17 protein-coding genes and 1 tRNA gene are annotated in these 17,422 nt (G+C 68.7%); 10 read left to right on the top strand and 8 right to left on the bottom strand.

Annotated features, from left to right (window positions below):
• Positions 1-13 precede the first annotated feature (13 nt).
• Complete coding sequence (locus tag ACTVZP_RS06315) at positions 14-970, bottom strand: glycosyltransferase family 8 protein (protein WP_443211438.1); 957 nt, start codon at positions 968-970, stop codon at positions 14-16.
• 126 nt (positions 971-1,096) lie between these two features.
• On the opposite strand from ACTVZP_RS06315, the gene ahcY reads away from it, so the two are divergent.
• The gene (gene ahcY / locus ACTVZP_RS06310) at positions 1,097-2,488 is read left to right on the top strand and encodes an adenosylhomocysteinase (protein WP_443211263.1); all 1,392 of its coding nucleotides are present in this window, start codon (positions 1,097-1,099) and stop codon (positions 2,486-2,488) included.
• Positions 2,489-2,693: 205 nt separating this feature from the next.
• Here the strand turns inward: ahcY and trpB are convergent, their stop codons facing one another.
• On the bottom strand, positions 2,694-3,899 hold the full coding sequence (trpB, locus tag ACTVZP_RS06305; protein ID WP_443211262.1) for a tryptophan synthase subunit beta: 1,206 nt from the start codon (positions 3,897-3,899) through the stop codon (positions 2,694-2,696).
• 165 nt (positions 3,900-4,064) lie between these two features.
• Here trpB and ACTVZP_RS06300 point away from each other — a divergent pair, with 165 nt between their 5' ends.
• Positions 4,065-4,406 (top strand): DUF2853 family protein, encoded by a 342-nt coding sequence (locus ACTVZP_RS06300; RefSeq protein WP_443211261.1) that lies wholly within the window; start codon positions 4,065-4,067, stop codon positions 4,404-4,406.
• A 260-nt stretch (positions 4,407-4,666) separates the two neighbouring features.
• Here ACTVZP_RS06300 and ACTVZP_RS06295 read toward each other — a convergent pair whose 3' ends face one another.
• The 4 genes from ACTVZP_RS06295 to tsaD are packed head-to-tail and all read right to left on the bottom strand — an operon-like array spanning position 4,667 to position 7,364.
• The gene (locus ACTVZP_RS06295; RefSeq protein WP_443211259.1) at positions 4,667-5,080 is read right to left on the bottom strand and encodes an EVE domain-containing protein; all 414 of its coding nucleotides are present in this window, start codon (positions 5,078-5,080) and stop codon (positions 4,667-4,669) included.
• Positions 5,080-5,352, bottom strand: coding sequence for a YciI family protein (locus ACTVZP_RS06290; protein ID WP_443211258.1), 273 nt, complete (start codon positions 5,350-5,352; stop codon positions 5,080-5,082). Before ACTVZP_RS06290 ends, ACTVZP_RS06295 begins: the two co-directional genes overlap by 1 nt.
• A 3-nt stretch (positions 5,353-5,355) precedes the next feature.
• Positions 5,356-6,273 (bottom strand): NAD(P)H-dependent glycerol-3-phosphate dehydrogenase, encoded by a 918-nt coding sequence (locus tag ACTVZP_RS06285; protein ID WP_443211256.1) that lies wholly within the window; start codon positions 6,271-6,273, stop codon positions 5,356-5,358.
• Entirely contained in the window at positions 6,270-7,364 is a 1,095-nt protein-coding gene (tsaD, locus tag ACTVZP_RS06280) for a tRNA (adenosine(37)-N6)-threonylcarbamoyltransferase complex transferase subunit TsaD (protein WP_443211255.1), read from the bottom strand. The genes ACTVZP_RS06285 and tsaD overlap by 4 nt, the downstream gene beginning before the upstream one ends.
• Positions 7,365-7,436: 72 nt before the next feature.
• Between tsaD and ACTVZP_RS06275 the strand changes: the two genes are divergently transcribed.
• The 4 genes from ACTVZP_RS06275 (at position 7,437) to ACTVZP_RS06260 (ending at position 11,240) form a co-directional block, all read left to right on the top strand.
• On the top strand, positions 7,437-8,180 hold the full coding sequence (locus ACTVZP_RS06275) for a uroporphyrinogen-III synthase (RefSeq protein WP_443211254.1): 744 nt from the start codon (positions 7,437-7,439) through the stop codon (positions 8,178-8,180).
• A gap of 68 nt (positions 8,181-8,248) precedes the next feature.
• Positions 8,249-9,541: a COG4223 family protein gene (locus ACTVZP_RS06270; protein WP_443211253.1), complete on the top strand. Its 1,293-nt coding sequence runs from the start codon at positions 8,249-8,251 to the stop codon at positions 9,539-9,541.
• A gap of 10 nt (positions 9,542-9,551) precedes the next feature.
• Entirely contained in the window at positions 9,552-11,000 is a 1,449-nt protein-coding gene (locus ACTVZP_RS06265) for a heme biosynthesis protein HemY (RefSeq protein WP_443211252.1), read from the top strand.
• Between the two features lie 164 nt (positions 11,001-11,164).
• Positions 11,165-11,240 (top strand) — tRNA-Thr (locus ACTVZP_RS06260).
• A gap of 205 nt (positions 11,241-11,445) precedes the next feature.
• Here ACTVZP_RS06260 and ACTVZP_RS06255 read toward each other — a convergent pair.
• Positions 11,446-12,627, bottom strand: coding sequence for a polysaccharide pyruvyl transferase family protein (locus tag ACTVZP_RS06255; protein WP_443211251.1), 1,182 nt, complete (start codon positions 12,625-12,627; stop codon positions 11,446-11,448).
• Positions 12,628-12,803: 176 nt separating this feature from the next.
• Here ACTVZP_RS06255 and ACTVZP_RS06250 point away from each other — a divergent pair, with 176 nt between their 5' ends.
• The 4 genes from ACTVZP_RS06250 to ACTVZP_RS06235 all read left to right on the top strand — a co-directional run bounded on the left by ACTVZP_RS06250 (position 12,804) and on the right by ACTVZP_RS06235 (position 16,723).
• Positions 12,804-13,580 carry a hypothetical protein gene (locus tag ACTVZP_RS06250; RefSeq protein WP_443211250.1) on the top strand — a complete coding sequence of 259 codons (777 nt, stop codon included), beginning with the start codon at positions 12,804-12,806 and terminating at the stop codon, positions 13,578-13,580.
• Between the two features lies 1 nt (position 13,581).
• Positions 13,582-14,415 carry a glycosyltransferase family 2 protein gene (locus ACTVZP_RS06245; RefSeq protein WP_443211248.1) on the top strand — a complete coding sequence of 278 codons (834 nt, stop codon included), beginning with the start codon at positions 13,582-13,584 and terminating at the stop codon, positions 14,413-14,415.
• Between the two features lie 95 nt (positions 14,416-14,510).
• Positions 14,511-15,971 carry an aldehyde dehydrogenase family protein gene (locus ACTVZP_RS06240; protein ID WP_443211247.1) on the top strand — a complete coding sequence of 487 codons (1,461 nt, stop codon included), beginning with the start codon at positions 14,511-14,513 and terminating at the stop codon, positions 15,969-15,971.
• The gene (locus ACTVZP_RS06235) at positions 15,968-16,723 is read left to right on the top strand and encodes a metallophosphoesterase family protein (protein ID WP_443211246.1); all 756 of its coding nucleotides are present in this window, start codon (positions 15,968-15,970) and stop codon (positions 16,721-16,723) included. Before ACTVZP_RS06240 ends, ACTVZP_RS06235 begins: the two co-directional genes overlap by 4 nt.
• Here the strand turns inward: ACTVZP_RS06235 and ACTVZP_RS06230 are convergent.
• On the bottom strand, positions 16,699-17,346 hold the full coding sequence (locus tag ACTVZP_RS06230) for an RluA family pseudouridine synthase (RefSeq protein ID WP_443211245.1): 648 nt from the start codon (positions 17,344-17,346) through the stop codon (positions 16,699-16,701). The two genes, ACTVZP_RS06235 and ACTVZP_RS06230, sit on opposite strands and share 25 nt — an antisense overlap.
• Between the last annotated feature and the right edge of the window lie 76 nt (positions 17,347-17,422).

Raw genomic sequence — 17,422 nt, 5'->3', positions numbered from 1 at the left:
TGCCAGGCGCGTTTCAAAGGATCACCGTCATGTCCGAAGGAAAGCGATCCAGATAACGCGCAAGCTTTGCGGATGAAACGAAGTGTTTTACAAGCATCTTTCGCATCATGTGATCGGCAGGAGACAGTCCGCTGCTCACCGGATTGCGGGTCCGTCCGGGAAAATGCGTCGCGATGAACCGGTCGTAGCTTTGCGCGAAACGGGGCGAGTATTGGCCTTTCCGATCGGTCCAGGGTTTCAGCGTTCCGATGAAGTGGACGATGTGCGGAAAGCGCATCGCCTCGAACAGGCGTGCGGACCAGGAATACTGCCAGTTCCACATCGGGCTGAGTTCGGCCCAATCTCCACGCAGGACCGCGTTGTAGAGATTCTGGTCGTGACGGATCATCCGGTGGGACTCGCGACGGCCAAGCTCGACGCATCGGTCGAGGAGGCTCATTTCGTTGTAGCGTCGCACATCCATCAGCAGGAGCCCTGCATTGAAATAGGGTGCCGCGTCTATATTGAGACGCCGGAACTGCTCGGCCCGGCGATCGGGCGTGCGCCACTGGATGTTGTCCCGGACGGCGCCCAGCGGATGGTTCCCAAGGTCGAGCCCGAGCAGCGCCGTGAAATCTCCACCCTGAATGAAGATGTCGGAGTCGAGATATAGGATTCGGTCGTAATCGGCAGCCAGCGCCTGCGGCAGCGCAAGACGCAAATAGACGTCATGCGTCCGCCCCGGATCCAGCCGCAAGCCGGTGAATACGCCACTGGTTTCGATCCGGATCAGGCGCACATCGAGGGACGACAGGCTGTCCGGAATAGTGATCGGCTCTTCGCCATGACAGATGCAGATATCGAAGGCGCGGGCGGGAGTGAGGCGGTCGATCTGGTCGGCGGCGTGCAGCGCGAAGGGCAGGTATCCCGAATTGCAGCAGAAGATCACCGCCTGTCGCGAGCGCGCCGCCCGCGAAGCCTCCACCGTCATGGCCATGATCGCCCCCCTTCGCGCCTGCGGCCCGCAATACCTCGAAAGCCGCAGGAGGCGCGGATTGCTCCGATCCTGCGTCGATGCTAAGGCAGGGCCGACTTAGTGATCAGGAGCCGAAAGCCCATGGCCGATTTCATCGTAAAGGATCTATCGCTCGCCGACTTCGGGCGCAAGGAACTGGACATCGCCGAAACCGAGATGCCGGGCCTGATGGCCCTGCGCGAGGAATTTGGCACTTCGAAACCCCTCGCGGGCGCGCGGATCGCCGGTTCGCTGCACATGACGGTGCAGACTGCCGTGCTGATCGAGACGCTCGTGGCGCTCGGTGCCGACGTCCGCTGGGCTTCGTGCAACATCTTCTCGACCCAGGACCACGCGGCGGCCGCCATCGCCGCCTCCGGCGTGCCGGTCTTCGCGATCAAGGGCGAGACGCTCGAGGACTACTGGGCCTATACCGACAAGATCTTCCAGTTCGCCGACGGCACCTGCAACATGATCCTCGACGACGGGGGCGATGCCACGCTCTATGTGCTGCTCGGCGCGCGGGTCGAGGCGGGTGAGACCGACCTCATCGCCGTGCCGCAATCGGATGAGGAGGTGTGCCTCTTCAACCAGATCAGGAAGCGCATGGCCGAGACCCCCGGCTGGTTCACGAAGCAGCGCGACGCGATCAAGGGCGTCTCGGAAGAGACGACGACCGGCGTCCACCGTCTCTATGACCTGCACAAGAAGGGCCTGCTGCCCTTCCCGGCGATCAACGTGAACGACAGCGTCACCAAGTCGAAGTTCGACAACAAATATGGCTGCAAGGAATCGCTCGTGGACGGCATCCGCCGCGCGACCGACGTGATGATGGCGGGCAAGGTCGCCGTGGTCTGCGGTTATGGCGATGTGGGCAAGGGCTCGGCGGCCAGCTTGCGTGGCGCGGGCGCCCGCGTGAAAGTGACCGAGGTCGACCCGATCTGCGCGCTTCAGGCGGCGATGGACGGGTTCGAGGTCGTGGTGCTCGAGGATGTGGTGAAGGATGCCGACATCTTCATCACCACCACCGGCAACCGCGACGTGATCCGCATCGAGCACATGCGCGAGATGAAGGACATGGCCATCGTCGGCAACATCGGCCACTTCGACAACGAGATCCAGGTCGCCGCGCTGAAGAACCACAAATGGACCAACATCAAGGAACAGGTGGACATGATCGAGATGCCCTCGGGCAGCCGGATCATCCTCCTCTCCGAGGGGCGGCTCCTGAACCTCGGCAACGCCACCGGCCATCCGTCCTTCGTGATGTCGGCCTCGTTCACCAACCAGGTGCTGGCGCAGATCGAGCTCTGGACCAAGGGCGACGAGTATCAGCCCGGCGTCTACATCCTGCCCAAGGCGCTCGACGAGAAAGTCGCCCGGCTGCATCTGAAGAAGATCGGCGTGAAACTGACCGAACTGCGCCCTGAACAGGCCGACTATATCGGCGTGAAGGTCGAAGGGCCGTTCAAGGCCGAGCACTACCGCTACTGACCGCGCCCACAGGGTGCCGAGGGGGCCGTCCGGAAGACCGGGCGGCCCCTTTTCCGTTCCAGGAGGAAACGGCTCGCGTTCCGGCGGAAGGGGCAGACCGGCGCCCGGCCGACCGGCGGCAAGCTGCAGGTGGGGGCTGCGGGCCCCTCGTCCGGCCCCGGAGGGCCGGACCCCCCGGGGGATTTTCTAGGGGGCGTGCCGGGGGTCAGGCGGTCTCGCCGAAGCCGAAAGTCTCGGTGACGTAGTCGATGTCCTTGTCGCCGCGTCCCGAGAGGTTGACGAGGATCGACTTGCCCGCATGGGCCTTCGCCTCGCGCATGGCGAAGGCCACGGCATGCGCGCTTTCGAGGGCGGGAATGATCCCCTCATGGCGCGACAGGGAGAAGAAGGCCGCCAGCGCCTCGCGGTCGTCGGCGCCGGTGTAGGTCACGCGGCCCGAGCGGTGCAGGAAGGCGTGCTCGGGGCCGACGCCGGGATAGTCGAGGCCGGACGCCACGGTGTGGACCGGCGCCGGATTGCCCTCGGCATCCTTCAGCACCATGGTGCGGAAGCCATGGATGTCGCCATCCTCGCCGAAGGTGATCGTCGCCGCATGGTCGCCGAGCTTCGAGGAGGTGCCGCAGGGCTCGACCCCGTAGAGGGCCACGTCGTCGTCGATGAAGCCCGAGAAGATCCCCATCGCGTTCGATCCGCCGCCGACGCAGGCCGCCACCATGTCGGGCAACTCGCCGGTCATCTCGAGGAACTGCTCTCGCGCCTCGACGCCCACCACATGCTGGAAGTCGCGCACCATCATCGGGAACGGATGTGGACCCACCACCGAGCCGATGGCGAAAAGCGCCGTGTCGGCCTGGGCGAGGTAGCTCTGGAAGCAGCTGTCGACCGCCTCCTTCAGCGAGCGGCCGCCGAAGCCCACCGGCACCACCGTGGCACCCAGAAGCTTCATCCGGGTGACGTTCGGCGCTTCCTTGGCGATGTCGATCTCGCCCATGTGGATCTCGCATTCCATGCCGAAATAGGCCGCGGCCGTGGCCAGCGCCACGCCATGCTGCCCGGCGCCCGTCTCGGCCATCAGCTTGCGTTTGCCCATGAAGCGCGCGAGCAGCCCCTCGGCCATGCAGTGGTTGAGCTTGTGCGCGCCGGTATGGTTCAGATCCTCGCGCTTGGCATAGATCTGGGCGCCACCGCAGAGCGCCGAGAGGTTCTTCAGATGCGAGACCGGCGTCGGACGGCCCTGGAAGTGCTTCCGGATGTAGCGCAGCTCGGCGATGAAGTCGGCGGATTTCGAGATCCGGCCATAGGCCTCGCGGATCGCCGCGAAATGCGGCTCGAGCGGGGGCGGCAGCATGGCGCCGCCATAGGGGCCGAAGAAGCCCTCGCGGTCGGGATGGGATTTCAGATAGGCGCTCATTCCGCCCCTCCTCCTCTGGATCGGTTCGGCGCACTATCGACCGCCCGGCGCGCGGCTTCCAGCCGGGTCGTGGTCGCAGGGAGGCCGAATTTTCTTTGCGGTGACGCGCTCGGGACCTACCCTGCCGCCGCGGGCAATCCCGCCCGCTGAAGTCGGGAGGATGGGATGAGCAGACGTGACGAGTTGATCGCCAAATACGCCGCAGTGCTGCGCGACCGCTGCGGGCTGGAGCCCGACATGGACCTGCTGAAGCGCGTGACGATCGCCTGCGGACCGTCGATCTACGATGCAGATGCCGAGACGGTCGCGGCAAGCTCTGCCACGGAGCTGGCGACGGTCCGGAAGAACTTCCTGATGGGCAAGCTGGGGCTGCCGGACGGGCCGGAACTCGACGAGGCGCTGACGGCGGTCATTGAGCGCTACGGAAAGTCGGACCGGAACAAGTATCGCGTGGTGCTCTACTACCTGCTGACGGTGCATTTCCATCGCGAGGCCGTGCTCGCCTGAATTCTACTAGAATGCCGGGCGCTTCGGCTTTGCGCGGAGCGCCCGAGTCGCGCTAGTGTCAACTCGACGGGGCAGGATGCCCGGGACCTTTCAGGAACACGTGTGGTGCCGAACGGGGGCACGTGGGGTGGATGGAGGGTCCCTTCTGGGGTGGGGCCCTCCATTTCTTTCAAACGTCAGATCTTCTTTAAGACGTCAGATCGTGCCGGCTCCTGAGGGGAAGCACCCGACCGAGCGAACGATCCGGGCCTCGGGTCGCTTCAGAGACCGCCCATCTCCCGAATGATGCGCCACTCGTCCTCGGTTACCGGCTGCACCGACAGGCGCGAGTTGTTCACGAGCACCATGCCCGACAGCCTCGGCTCGGCCTTGATCTCATCCAGCGTGACCGGCTTCGGTAGAGGCTCGACCGCGCGGATCGTGACGCAGTCCCAGCGCGGATCCTCGGTGGTGGAATCCTGTGCCGAGAGCCCGCAGACCTCGACGATTCCCACGACCTCCTTGCCGATGTTGGAATGGTAGAAGAAGCCGCGTTCGCCGATCTTCATCGCCCGCATGTTGTTGCGCGCCTGGTAGTTGCGAACTCCGGTCCATTCCTCGCCCGCGTCTCCCTTCGCGACCTGCTGGTCCCAGGACCAGGCGTCGGGCTCGGACTTGAACAGCCAGAAGGCCATCAGCCGACCACCTTCTTCCATTCCGAGAGGGTGACGTTCTCGAAGAGGCCCGCCCTGGCATAAGGATCGCCGGCAGCCCATTCCTGCGCCTCGGCCAGCGTCTCCACGTTCAGCACCACGAGCGAACCAGTCATCTGTCCCTCCGGGTTGAGGAACGGGCCGGCCATCTCGACCACGCCGGTCTCCTCGATATAGCCAAGGTGCGCGGCGCGGTTGTCGAGCCGGGTCTGAAGGGCGCCTGCCTTGTCGGTGCAGATGAGAGCCACGCGCATGGGTTACTCCTGTTTCAGGGGGCGGGAGAGAAGGGACTGGACGGCCTGCGGCAGGGTCACGCGCCCGGCGACGAGGGCATCGACCATGGTGGTGATCGGCATGTCGATGCCGTGGCGGGCCGCGAGCGCGACGACGGCGGCAGCGGTTGCCCGGCCCTCGACGGTGACCTGGGCGTCGAAACCTGATCCGGCACCGAGCGCCTGGCCGTAGCGGAAGTTCCGCGACTGCTCCGAGGTGCAGGTCAGGACGAGATCTCCCAGCCCCGAGAGGCCGGCAAGCGTCTCGGCCCGCGCGCCGAGGGCGAGGGCGAGGCGCTGCATCTCGGCATAGCCCCGCGTCATCAGGGCGGCACGCGCCGACTGGCCGAGGCCCGCCCCGATCACCACGCCGGCGGCAATGGCAATCACGTTCTTCAGCGCCCCGCCGAGTTCCGCGCCCGTGGTGTCGGTGGTGCGATAGAGCCGAAGGCTCGCCGTCGAAAGCTCGCGCTGCAGCGCCTCGCCCGCCGCCTCGTCGGCAGTGGCGAGGGTCAGGGCCGTTGGCAGGCCGCGGGCGATGTCGGTCGCAAAGCTCGGCCCGGTGAGGACGGCCGCGACAGCGCCGGGGCACGCGTCCGCGATCAGCGCGGTCGGCCCCAGTCCCGTCGCCAGATCGACGCCCTTGCAGCAGGCGACGAGCGCCCGGCCATCCAGCCGCGCGGCGTTCTCGCGCAGCAGACCGCCCAGCGCCTGCATCGGCACGGCGAGCAGCATCGTCCCGCCCAGAGCCTCATTGAACTCCGCCGTGAGGCGAAGCTGCGGGGGAAGCTCCACGTCGAACCCGGTCGTGCCGCGCCGCGACCAGAGCGTTACCGGCTGCTCGCGGCCGAGCGTGACCGCAAGAGCCGTGCCGAAGGCGCCTGCACCGAGGATGCCGATCATGCCTTGGCCCCCTTCCTGCCCGAGCCGATCAAGGCCGGCGCGCTTCGGTCGAGCGGCCAGCGCGGGCGGGCGGAGAGGTCCATCCCGTCCCGCCCGCCGGCACGGAAGCGCTCGATCCCGGCCCAGGCGATCATTGCCGCATTGTCCGTGCAGAGCCGGAGCGGGGGCGCGAGGAAACGCACGCCCGCCTCTTCGGCGACGCGGGTCAGCGCGGCACGGATCGGCCCGTTGGCGGCAACGCCGCCTGCCACGGCGAGCGCGGGCTCGGCCGGCCCTTCGGTGGCGTAGAGCGCGAGCGCCCGGCGCGTCTTCTCGGCCAGCACCTCCACCACGGCCGACTGGAACCCTGCGCAGAGGTCTGACCGATCCTGCCGCGTGATCCCGCCCTTCTCGGCCACGATCGCGTCGCGCGCGCGAAGAAGAGCGGTCTTCAGGCCCGAGAAGGACAGGTCGCATCCGGGGCGGTCCAGCATCGGGCGCGGGAAGCCGAAGCGTCGAGGATCGCCCGCCGCAGCCTCGGCTTCGACCGACGGCCCGCCCGGCTGGGGCAGGCCCAGAAGCTTCGCGGTCTTGTCGAAGGCTTCGCCGGGCGCGTCGTCGATGGAACCGCCGAGGCGCGAGAAGTCTTCCGCTCCGCGTGCGATGAGGAACTGACAGTGGCCGCCGGATACAAGAAGCAGGAGATAGGGAAAGGACAGGCCGTCCGTCAGACGCGGGGTCAGAGCGTGACCCGCAAGATGGTTGACCCCCACCAGCGGCAGCCCGCTTCCCGCCGCGAGCCCCTTCGCCAGCATCACGCCCGAGAGCACGCCGCCGATCAGCCCCGGTCCCGCCGTTACCGCGATTCCGTCAAGGTCGCGCAGCCCGAGGCCCGCTTCGTCAAGCGCGCGCTCGACGCAGAGGTCGAGCCGCTCGGCATGGGCGCGGGCCGCGATCTCGGGCACGACGCCGCCGAAGGGCGCGTGAAGCGCCGTCTGCCCGTCTACGACCGAGGACAGGATCCGGGCCTGCAGCCCCTCCGCACGCACGACCGCCGCCGCCGTGTCGTCACAGCTGCTCTCGATGCCGAGGAAGGTCAGGGGACGGGACATCTGGATGCGACTTGCTGGATGCGACTGGGGGCGCCGTTGCCGTTGGATCTGACCGCAGGTAACACCTTGCTCATGGCCCCACAATCCCGAGCCCCCCTTCCCGCTGTCCTTCTGACCCGCCCCGAGGCGCAGGGTGCGCGTTTCGCCGCGGCGCTTGCGGCCGCGCTCGGGCCGGTGCGCATCGTGACCGCGCCGCTGATGGTGCCGCACTATCTCTCGCCGGCGATCCCGCTGCGACCGGCGGCGCTGGTCTTCACCTCCGAGACCGGGGTCGAGGGCTTCCGCCGCTTGCGCGCGCCGGCGCTCGAGGGCGTGGTCCGGGCCTGGTGCGTGGGCAACCGGACGGCACGGGCGGCGCGGGCCGCGGGTCTCGACGCGCGCTCGGCCGATGGCGATGCCGAGGCGCTGATCGAGGCGATCCTCGCCGCGGGGGAAACCGGACCGCTCCTGCATCTTCGGGGAGAGGAATCCCGCGGCGCGGTGGCCGCACGTCTGTCGGCATCGGGGCTGATGTCGGCCGAGGCGGTGGTCTACGACCAGCGCCCGCAGCCGCTCTCGCCCGAGGCCGTGACCCTGCTGTCCGAAGGGACGCCGGTCATTGCGCCGCTCTTCTCGCCGCGCACCGCGCGGCTTCTCGGCGCGGAACTGGCGCGCGCGGGCCTCGCGCCGCCGCTGCGCGTGGCCGCGATGAGCGCCGCCGTGGCCGAAGCGGCGGCTGCGCTTCCGCCCCACCGGCTGCGTATCGCGGAGCGGCCCGACGCCGAGGCGCTTCTGGAAGTTGTCAAAGCGCTGTTTGACGCAGAGGCAGAAGCTTGAGGCATCCCGCCGCAGCGGCTAGGGTGACTCCGGTCACAAAAACTCCTGAAAAACTGGAAGGCACGGCGATGTCAGAACCGGAGTCCCGCGAACCTGGTGAGAAGAAACGGGTCGATGACGCGCCCGCTTCCCAGACCCTTTCCACGCCGGAGCCTGTCGAGCCGACGGAAGCCGGAGAGCGTCCGCCGCTCGATTCGGCCATGTCGCCCATGACCGGCGACGTTTCCCCGGCCGAGCCCGCGGACCGCGACCGGACCCTCCCGGACGAGGCGGAGATCATGGCCGAGATGCCACCCGCGACCGATGACGATCGTCGTGAGGAACTCGGACCGGAGCCCGCTCCCGCCCCGCCGCCCCCGCGCAAGCCCGAGCCACAGCGGGGCAGCAGCGGCCCGGCGGGCTTCGTGCTCCTTCTCGTGGGGGCCATTGCAGGCGCCGCCGGCGGTTTCGCCTATTCCCGCCATGCCCAGCCCGACTGGCCGCTCGCCGACTATGGCCAGACCGAGCAGTCAGCGGCCCAGCAGCGCGAGATATCGGATCTGCGTGCCCAGCTTGCTGCCGTTCCCGAGCCGGCGCCCGCCCCCGCCGCCGGCCCCTCCGCCGAGGATCTTGCCGCCGCGCAGGATCGTGCCGCCGCCGCCGAGGCGCGGGTGGCCGAACTCGAGCAACAACTCGCACAGGCCGGCAGCCAGTCCGCGCCGACCGCGGATACCGGCTCTCTCGAAGCCGAGATCGAGGCGTTGCGCGCCCAGATCGCGGAGGCCTCCGGTTCGGCGGTGAGCGATGCGCAGGCCGAAGCCCAGGCTCGGATTGCCGAGGCCCAGCAGGCAGCGGACCAACTCAAGGCCGAAGCCGAAGCACAGGCGCGCGAGGCCACCACGACGGCCGCGGTGGCGCAGGTGCATGCGGCACTCAACTCGGGCTCGAGCTACGGAGAACCGCTGCAGGAGCTTTCCGCGGCTGGCGTCGAGGTACCCGAATCGCTGAGCGCCAACGCCGAGGGCGGCGTGCCGACCCTTGACACGCTCGAGGACGATTTCCCCGCCGCCGCCCGCGAGGCGCTCGAAGTATCGCGGCGCGCCACGATGGGCGACAGCTGGACCTCGCGCGCGCAGGCCTTCCTGCTGTCCGAAGCCGGTGTCCGCTCGCTCTCGCCGCGCGAGGGCACTGACCCCGATGCGGTGCTGTCGCGGGCCGAGGAGGCCGTCCGGTCGGGCGAACTGCAGGCGGCGCTCGACGAGATCGCGGCGCTCCCGCCCGAGGGCCAGGAGGCCATGAGCGGCTGGACGGCCGCCGCGCGCAAACGCATTGAAGCAATCGACGCCGTCGCGGCTCTCGCCGCAGCCGCGGAAGGGAAGTGAGGCGCGTTCCATGCTCTGGTCCTTGATCAAGATCCTGATTTTCGTCGCCCTCGTGGGCGGCCTGACCTTCGGCGCCGGAATGCTCATGGACACCGGCGGCGGGCTGCGCCTCGCCGTCGGCGACCTCGAGCTGAACCTCGGCCCGCTGCAGGCGGTGATCGCGGCGCTGCTGCTGATCTTCGCGGTCTGGCTGTTCCTGAAGATCGTGGGCTTCCTTTTCGCCCTCCTTCGCTTCCTCAACGGCGACGAGACCGCCGTGTCCCGCTACTTCGACCGCTCGCGCGAGCAGAAGGGTCTGCGGGCGCTGTCCGAGGGGATGATGGCGCTGGCCGCGGGCGAGCCTCGCGTCGCCATGTCGCGCGCGGCACGGGCGCGGAAATTCCTCGGCCAGAATGCGATGACCACGCTTCTGAACGCCCAGGCCGCGCAGCAGGCGGGCGATTCGCGCCGTGCGCAGGAATCCTACAAGCTGCTGCTCGAGGATGAGCGGACGAAATTCGTCGGCGTGCGCGGCCTTCTCAAGCAGAAGCTCGACGAGGGTGACACCGAGACCGCCATGGCGCTCGCCCAGAAGGCCTTCGAGATCAATCCGAAGCACTCGGAGACGCAGGACATCCTGCTGAAGCTGCAGGCCGACCGTCACGACTGGACGGGCGCGCGCAGCACGCTGACGGCCAAGATGAAGTCGGGGGCGCTGCCGAAGTCCGTCTACAAGCGGCGCGACGCCGTGCTGGCGCTGCAGACGGCCAAGGACGTCTTCGACGAGAATGCCTCGATCGAGGCGCGCGAGGCGGCGATCCTTGCAAACAAGCAGTCGCCGGACCTCATCCCGGCCGCCGCGATGGCCGCGCGCAGCTACCTCGCGCAGGGCAACAAGAAATACGCGACGCGGGTGCTCAAGAAGGCCTGGGAGGCCGAGCCGCACCCCGATCTCGCCGCAGCCTTCGCCGAGATCGAGCCGGACGAGACCCCGACCGAGCGGCTCAAGCGCTTCCGCACCCTCACCGCGATCAACCCTGACCACGAAGAGACGCGGATGCTGGTGGCCGAACTGTCCCTTGCCGCCGAGGACTTCCCCGGCGCCCGGCGGGCGCTCGGCGACATCGTCTCGCGCCATCCGACGCAGCGGGCGCTGACGATCATGGCCGCGGTCGAACGTGGCGAGGGCGCGGACGAGGCCGTGGTGCGCGGCTGGCTGGCGCGCGCGCTGTCGGCGCCGCGCGGACCGCAATGGTGCTGCGACAACTGCCAGACGGTTCATGCGAACTGGGCGCCGATCTGCGACAACTGCGGCGGCTTCGACACGCTCAGCTGGCGCAAGCCGACGCAGCAGTCCACGCCGAGCGCCACCGGAACCGAGCTTCTGCCGCTGATCGTGGGCGCGCCCGCGGCCCCGCGCAAGGAAGCCGAAGACGATGACGTGATCGACGAAAAAGCGGTTGAGCCGGCCCCAAAATAGGGCTACCCACCGCCGCGGGACTTTGCTAGAAGCCCGCAACATCGCCGGATCGGGCGCAGGCGGACCAGCCGTCGTGCGCCCGGATCCCCGGAAAAGGCAGGCGTGAGAGCCCCTTGGCCGGAGCCGCGACCCGGAGGACCATCCAACGGTCCGCCCAGAGAAGTGCCGGTGTAGCTCAGCTGGTAGAGCACGTCATTCGTAATGATGGGGTCGGGGGTTCGAGTCCCTTCACCGGCACCACTTCTCGTCCAGGATCTGTTCATCGGCCCCGCCATACGCCTCGTTCGCAGGGCGTGCGTCGCTCAGTCGGGCATGCCGACCCGGGATCGCCTTCGGCAGAACTCCGACATGAGTGCTTTCTTGCGGGGCGGTGGTCGCCAGTCGGACCGGCCGCGCCTGCAAAGCGGTCAGCCGAACGACGCCGGCAAGCCGGAGCTTCCTGCAATCACACCCGCTTGCGCAGCAGTCGACGAACCGTCCCGCGCCAGAGGTCGCGGCGGGCTTCCGCGGCGACGGCAGCCGCGAGACCAACGCTCGGCTGCGGAACGGTCAGTGGCCCCTGCGCAGGGCCAAGCAGCGCATCCCGCAGATGCGCCATCCGCTCGGCCTGCAGGGCACGGCAGCGCTGCACGTCGGCCAGCAGCGGCTGCGACGGCCGCGCTTCCTGAAGGATCCTGCGGCCGGCGTCCGTGAGGCCTGCTTCGCCATCTGCAAGAGAGAGGCCGTGAAACTCCTCCGCAAGCCAGCGATTCTTGTGGGTGTTCGTGCGAACGAGGGCGCTCGGGATGCCCTTCGTCGCGCACATCAGCGCCATGTGGTAACGCCCGCCGACATGGGCGCGGCAGCGTGCCAGCAGCAGGTCCGCATCGGCGAGGCGCACATCCTGACAGAAGGTGCCGCCGAGCGCCTCGACTTCCTCCTGAACGGGCAGGAACCGTTCCCAGCCCTTCGTCACCACCATCGGCCTGAGGCCGGTCTCCCGGCACAGATCGAGCGCGGCCCGCGCCGCGGCCAGATCGCGCTCCGGCGTGACCTCGGCACCGGTGGTCATGAGAAGACCATCCGCGTCCGGTGCCTGCGGCTCGCCATCCCAGAGCACAGCCGTGTCGGGAGCGAAACCGACCTTCCAGAATTCGGCGGAGGGGCGGTCGCGCAGGGACGCATGAGCCGCCCCTTCGAGCAGCCAGCGGATCGGCTCCGACCGCTCGTCGCGGAACAGCGGGAAGGTTCCGTTCGTCACGGCCACCGGGACCCGCGCATGGAACATCGCATAGAGCGGAAGCGACAGGTTGCGCAGGATGCGCAGCGCCCTGTGGTTGTCGGAAATCGTGCCTTCCGGCTGGAAGATCACGCAAGCGCCCTCGTCGACATGGGCCACCGCCTCGTGGCCATATTCGGCGGCGGCCAGAGCGCGGAGGAACCGCGCGCCCATCAGGTCGGAAGGACGCAGCGCCGACAGCCAGTTGCGCCATGTCCCAAGGCGCAGGCGACGGCCAAAGCCCCATGGAACAGGAATGATCTCGGCCTCCGGGAAGGTGTCTTCGACCGAGCGCTTCAGGGTGCGGCTCGTCAGTCGGCAGCCGGGGTTGCGCCTCCCGTCGGTGTCGTTGACCACCAGAAGCCTCATCCGCGCTCTCTCCACCCTTTCGAACAGCCCTGCTTGGCTAGCCCGAAGCCCGCAGCCGAGGCAAGGCGCTTCGGCGACCGTATGCCGGCCGTCTTGCCCCCGGGCGCGTGCAGTGCAACTCTGCGCGCGACTGGCCGGCGTGCCCATGCCCGGGCTTTCGATGAAGGACACCCGCCATGACCGCTTCGGTCAATGTGATCTGCATGAAATGGGGCAGCCTCTACGGCCCCGAATACGTGAACAACCTGCGCCGCGGCGTTGCGCGACATCTCGCGCGGCCGCACCGGTTCGTCTGCTTCACCGATCGGGCCGAGGGGCTCGATCCCGAAGTCGAGGTCTTCCCGATCCCCGATCTGGGCCTTCCGCCCGGACACGGCGACCGGCGCTGGCAGAAGCTCTCGGTCTTCCGCCCCGACCTTGCGGATCTGAAGGGCACCACCCTGTTCCTCGATCTCGACCTCGTTGTGGTGGACGCGCTCGACCCCTTCTTCGATCTGCCCGGGGATTTTCGCATCATCCGCGACGACGACCTCTTCCGGCCCAAGCCGCTGCGCCGGATCAACCCGGCGCGCGACCGTTTCCTGCATTCGGTCGGCAACAGCTCGGTCTTCCGTTTCGAGATCGGCGCGCACAGCTACATCCTCGACGCCTACCTTGCCGACCCGGCCGCAGCCACCCGCGACTACGAAATCTCGCAGCAGTTCCAGAGCGCGCAGCTCGCCCGGCACGATCATCTCGACTACTGGCCCAAGGGCTGGTGCGTGAGCTTCAAGAATGACTGCGTGCCGCGCGGCCTGTCGAGTTTCCGCGAGGATCCGAGCCTGCCGCCGGGCGCACGGATCGTGGTCTTTGCGGGCAATCCGAAGATGACCGACGTCCTCGAGGGCCGAGGGCAGAAATGGTATCGCCGGATCGGCGAGACCGGCTGGCTCCGCCGCGCCTGGGAGGAATGAGATGGGCCTTGCGGACGCGATCCGCGCCGCCAAGGCACGCTGGCGCGCGGCCCGCGCCCGGGCCGAGATCGAGGCGCGGCGGATCGAGCCGCGTGCGCATGGGCTGGCGGAGCCGCTCGCCGTCTCGCTCACGAGCTATGCTGCGCGGTTCCCCACGCTCGGGCCGACGCTGAGGGCACTGCTGCGCCAGACCGTGCGGCCCGACCGGCTGATCCTGTGGCTGACGGAGGCGGATGCCACAGCCCTGCCTGCGGATATCAGGGCGCTTGAGGAGCAGGGTCTCGAGATCGGGATCTGCCCCGACCTGCGCTCCTACAAGAAGATCATCCCCGCCCTTCAAGCACTTCCCGGCCATGCCATCGCGACGGCCGATGATGATGCCTACTACTGGCCCGACTGGCTCGAGGGTCTGGTCGAGGCGCGGCGGGCAACCGGCCGCGCGGTCGTCTGCCACCGGGCACATCGGGTGACACTCGGGCCGGAGGGATCTCCGCTGCCCTATGACGCCTGGGAGCGGCGGCTCGACCGGCCCGAGCCTTCGGGACTGCTCTTTCCCACCGGGGTTCTGGGTGTGCTCTATGCACCCGATGCCTTCCACGAAGACGTGCTCCGCGAGGATCTGTTCACGCGACTCGCGCCCTCGGCCGATGATGCCTGGCTCTACTGGATGCACCGGCTCGCCGGTCACCGCGCGATGCAGGTGGGGCGGGTGCAACGGGTGCTGGAATGGCCGCGGAGCCAGGAGACCAACCTCCGGACGGAGAACCTCGCCGCCGGCGGGAACGACCGGGCCATTGCGGCGCTGATCCGGCACTACGGCTTCCCCAGGCCCTGACACGGAATCGCGCGGCCGGGCACCTGATCGCTGCGTCAGCGCTGGACGGCACCGGCGCAGGGTGCCACCTTCCCCGGCAAGCCAAGGAGGATGCCATGATCGAGAAACGCGACTTCTACATCGGAGGCGGCTGGGTGGCGCCGGCGACTCCGCGTGATTGCGAAGTCATCGACCCTTCGACCGAAGAGGCCTGCGCGGTGATCTCGCTCGGCGATCAGGCGGATACGGATGCGGCGGTGGCCGCGGCAAAGGCCGCCTTCGAGGGCTGGGCCGCCACGCCCCCCGCCGAGCGGCTGCGCCTCGTGAAGGGCATCCTCGCGCAATACGAGACCCGCAAGGAAGAGATGGCGCAGGCAATCAGTCTCGAGATGGGCGCACCCATCGACCTTGCGCGGAACAGCCAGGCGCCCTGCCTGCCGTGGCACCTCACGAACTTCCTCAAGGCCTTCGAGGAGATCGAATGGGTGCGCCCCCTCGGCCCCCACGCGCCGAACGACCGGATCGCGCTCGAGCCCATCGGCGTCGTGGGCCTCATCACGCCCTGGAACTGGCCGATGAACCAGGTGACGCTGAAGGTCATCCCGGCGCTGCTGGCGGGCTGCACCTGCGTGCTGAAACCGTCCGAGGAGGCGCCGCTCTCCTCGCTCCTCTTCGCCGAGTTCGTCCATGACGCGGGCATTCCGGCGGGCGTGTTCAACCTCGTGAACGGCGATGGCGCGGGTGTGGGCACACAGCTTTCCTCGCATCCGGATGTCGAGATGATCTCCTTCACCGGTTCGACGCGCGCGGGTCGGGCGATCTCGAAGGCTGCGGCCGAATCGCTCAAGCGCGTGACGCTCGAGCTCGGCGGCAAGGGCGCGAACCTGATCTTTGCCGATGCCGACGACCGCGCCGTCGAGCGGGGCGTGAAGCACTGTTTCAACAACTCGGGCCAGAGCTGCAATGCCCCGACCCGGATGCTGGTCGAGCGTCCGCTCTACGATCGCGCGGTCGAGATCGCGGCCGAGGTGGCGGCCAAGACGCGCGTGGCCTCGGCCCACGAGGAGGGGCCGCATATCGGGCCGGTGGTGAACAAGCGCCAGTTCGAGCAGATCCAGGCCTATATCCAGAAAGGCATCGACGAGGGCGCGCGGCTGGTGGCGGGCGGCCTCGGCCGGCCCGACGGGCTGAACCGCGGCTTCTTCGTGCGCCCCACCGTCTTTGCCGACGTGACCCCCGGCATGACCATCGAGCGCGAGGAGATCTTCGGGCCGGTCCTGTCGATCCTGCCGTTCGAGACCGAGGACGAGGCGGTGCGCATCGCCAACGACACGGCTTACGGCCTGACCAACTACGTCCAGAGCCAGGACGGCGCGCGGCGCAACCGCCTCGCCCGCCGCCTGCGCTCGGGCATGGTCGAGATGAACGGCAAGTCGCGCGGGGCCGGCGCCCCCTTCGGCGGGGTCAAGGCCTCGGGCCGCGCGCGGGAAGGCGGCGTCTGGGGGATCGAGGAATTCCTCGAGGTCAAGGCGATCTCGGGCTGGGATCCCGAGGCCGAGGCGCTGGCCGCCGAATGAGGCTCGCCGTCCTCGCCGACATCCACGGCAATGCCGATGCGCTGCAGGCGGTGAGGGCGGACCTCGCCCTTCAGTCGCCCGACCTGGTGGTCAATCTGGGCGACTGCCTGTCCGGCCCGCTCGAGGCCGAGCGGACGGCCGACCTGCTGATGGAGGCTGGCTGGCCGACGGTTCGGGGCAACCATGACCGCTGGCTGGTCGAACCCGAGGGCGGCACCGTCTGGGAGGCCGACGCGCGGCCGCGCCTCTCGGCAGCGCACCGGGACTGGCTTGCGGCCCTGCCCGCGACGCGCGTGGAAGCCGGGGCCTTCCTCTGCCATGCGACGCCGGGCTCGGACCTGATCTACTGGCTGCATCACGTCACGCCCGACGGCCATGTGGCGCCGAGCCCGCTCGAGCGCATTTCGCGCTTCGCGGGCGGCATAGCCGAGCGGCTGATCCTCTGCGGTCACACCCATCTTGCGCGGGCAGTGCGTCTGCCTGACGGGCGGCTCGTGGTCAATCCGGGTTCGGTCGGCTGCCCGGGCTACGAGGACGACAAGCCCGTGCCGCACCGGGTCGAGGCTGGCACGCCGGCCGCCTGTTACGCGATCCTCGACCGGACGGGCGAGGACTGGCGCGTGACCTTCCGCCAGATCCCCTACGACCACGACCGGGCGGCCCGCCTCGCTAGTCGCTACGGTCGGCCCGACTGGGAAAGCGTGCTCGCGACCGGCTGGCTGCCTGATCAGAACGGACAGGGCGCGCTGTAGGTGAGGCTCTTGCCGGTGTCGGGATGGCGCACGCGCAGGCTCTCGGCATGGAGCATGAGCCGCGGGAAGTCGCGCGCCGCCCCCTCGGCATAGAGCGCATCGCCGAGAATCGGGTGCCCCGTCTCGGCCATGTGCACCCGGAGCTGGTGGCTGCGGCCGGTGACCGGCATCAGCCGCACCCGGGTCTCCTTCGGCAGGTATTTCACGACGCGCCAATCGGTCTGCGCCGGGCGGCCGTTCTCGTGATCCACATGCTGCTTCGGCCTGTTCGGCCAGTCGACGCAGAGCGGCAGGTCAACCCGCCCCTCGCGCGGCTCGAGCCGGCCCGCGACGCGCGCCACATAGACCTTCTTCGTCTGACGCTTCTCGAACTGCTGGCCAAGGGCCCCCTGCGCGGCCTTCGTCAGCGCGAAGACCATGACGCCCGACGTGTCGCGGTCGAGCCTGTGCACCAGCAGGATCTCGGGGAAGACGCCGCGCAGGCGCTCGATCAGGCAGTCGGCCTTGTCCTCGCCCTTGCCCGGCACCGACAGGAGGCCCGCAGGCTTGTCCACCACCACGATCTGCGCATCGTGATGGATCAGCGTCAGCGGAACGTCCGGCGGGGCATAGAGATCGGTCATCCTCGCCCCATAGCCGAGGCTGCGGGCGGGAACAATCGGCGTCCGCACGCGATTGGACCGCGCAACCCAATCGGGA

Origin of the sequence: Rhodobacter sp. NSM (assembly GCF_052244495.1) — a bacterium.
Lineage (GTDB): Bacteria > Pseudomonadota > Alphaproteobacteria > Rhodobacterales > Rhodobacteraceae > Cereibacter_A.
Note: the sequence above shows the minus strand (reverse complement) of the source record. Positions and strands in the feature narration are given on the sequence as shown.

What these genes read in the sequence shown, in the direction of transcription:
- tsaD (WP_443211255.1), bottom strand. Translation starts at nt 7,364, where the DNA reads ATGTCCCGTCCCCTGACCTTCCTCGGCATCGAGAGCAGCTGTGACGAC.
- ACTVZP_RS06235 (WP_443211246.1), top strand. Translation starts at nt 15,968, where the DNA reads ATGAGGCTCGCCGTCCTCGCCGACATCCACGGCAATGCCGATGCGCTG.
- ACTVZP_RS06245 (WP_443211248.1), top strand. Translation starts at nt 13,582, where the DNA reads ATGGGCCTTGCGGACGCGATCCGCGCCGCCAAGGCACGCTGGCGCGCG.
- ACTVZP_RS06275 (WP_443211254.1), top strand. Translation starts at nt 7,437, where the DNA reads ATGGCCCCACAATCCCGAGCCCCCCTTCCCGCTGTCCTTCTGACCCGC.
- ACTVZP_RS06300 (WP_443211261.1), top strand. Translation starts at nt 4,065, where the DNA reads ATGAGCAGACGTGACGAGTTGATCGCCAAATACGCCGCAGTGCTGCGC.
- ACTVZP_RS06270 (WP_443211253.1), top strand. Translation starts at nt 8,249, where the DNA reads ATGTCAGAACCGGAGTCCCGCGAACCTGGTGAGAAGAAACGGGTCGAT.
- ACTVZP_RS06250 (WP_443211250.1), top strand. Translation starts at nt 12,804, where the DNA reads ATGACCGCTTCGGTCAATGTGATCTGCATGAAATGGGGCAGCCTCTAC.
- ACTVZP_RS06315 (WP_443211438.1), bottom strand. Translation starts at nt 970, where the DNA reads ATGACGGTGGAGGCTTCGCGGGCGGCGCGCTCGCGACAGGCGGTGATC.
- ACTVZP_RS06240 (WP_443211247.1), top strand. Translation starts at nt 14,511, where the DNA reads ATGATCGAGAAACGCGACTTCTACATCGGAGGCGGCTGGGTGGCGCCG.
- ACTVZP_RS06255 (WP_443211251.1), bottom strand. Translation starts at nt 12,627, where the DNA reads ATGAGGCTTCTGGTGGTCAACGACACCGACGGGAGGCGCAACCCCGGC.
- ACTVZP_RS06265 (WP_443211252.1), top strand. Translation starts at nt 9,552, where the DNA reads ATGCTCTGGTCCTTGATCAAGATCCTGATTTTCGTCGCCCTCGTGGGC.
- ACTVZP_RS06290 (WP_443211258.1), bottom strand. Translation starts at nt 5,352, where the DNA reads ATGCGCGTGGCTCTCATCTGCACCGACAAGGCAGGCGCCCTTCAGACC.
- ACTVZP_RS06230 (WP_443211245.1), bottom strand. Translation starts at nt 17,346, where the DNA reads ATGACCGATCTCTATGCCCCGCCGGACGTTCCGCTGACGCTGATCCAT.
- ACTVZP_RS06295 (WP_443211259.1), bottom strand. Translation starts at nt 5,080, where the DNA reads ATGGCCTTCTGGCTGTTCAAGTCCGAGCCCGACGCCTGGTCCTGGGAC.
- ACTVZP_RS06285 (WP_443211256.1), bottom strand. Translation starts at nt 6,273, where the DNA reads ATGATCGGCATCCTCGGTGCAGGCGCCTTCGGCACGGCTCTTGCGGTC.
- ahcY (WP_443211263.1), top strand. Translation starts at nt 1,097, where the DNA reads ATGGCCGATTTCATCGTAAAGGATCTATCGCTCGCCGACTTCGGGCGC.
- trpB (WP_443211262.1), bottom strand. Translation starts at nt 3,899, where the DNA reads ATGAGCGCCTATCTGAAATCCCATCCCGACCGCGAGGGCTTCTTCGGC.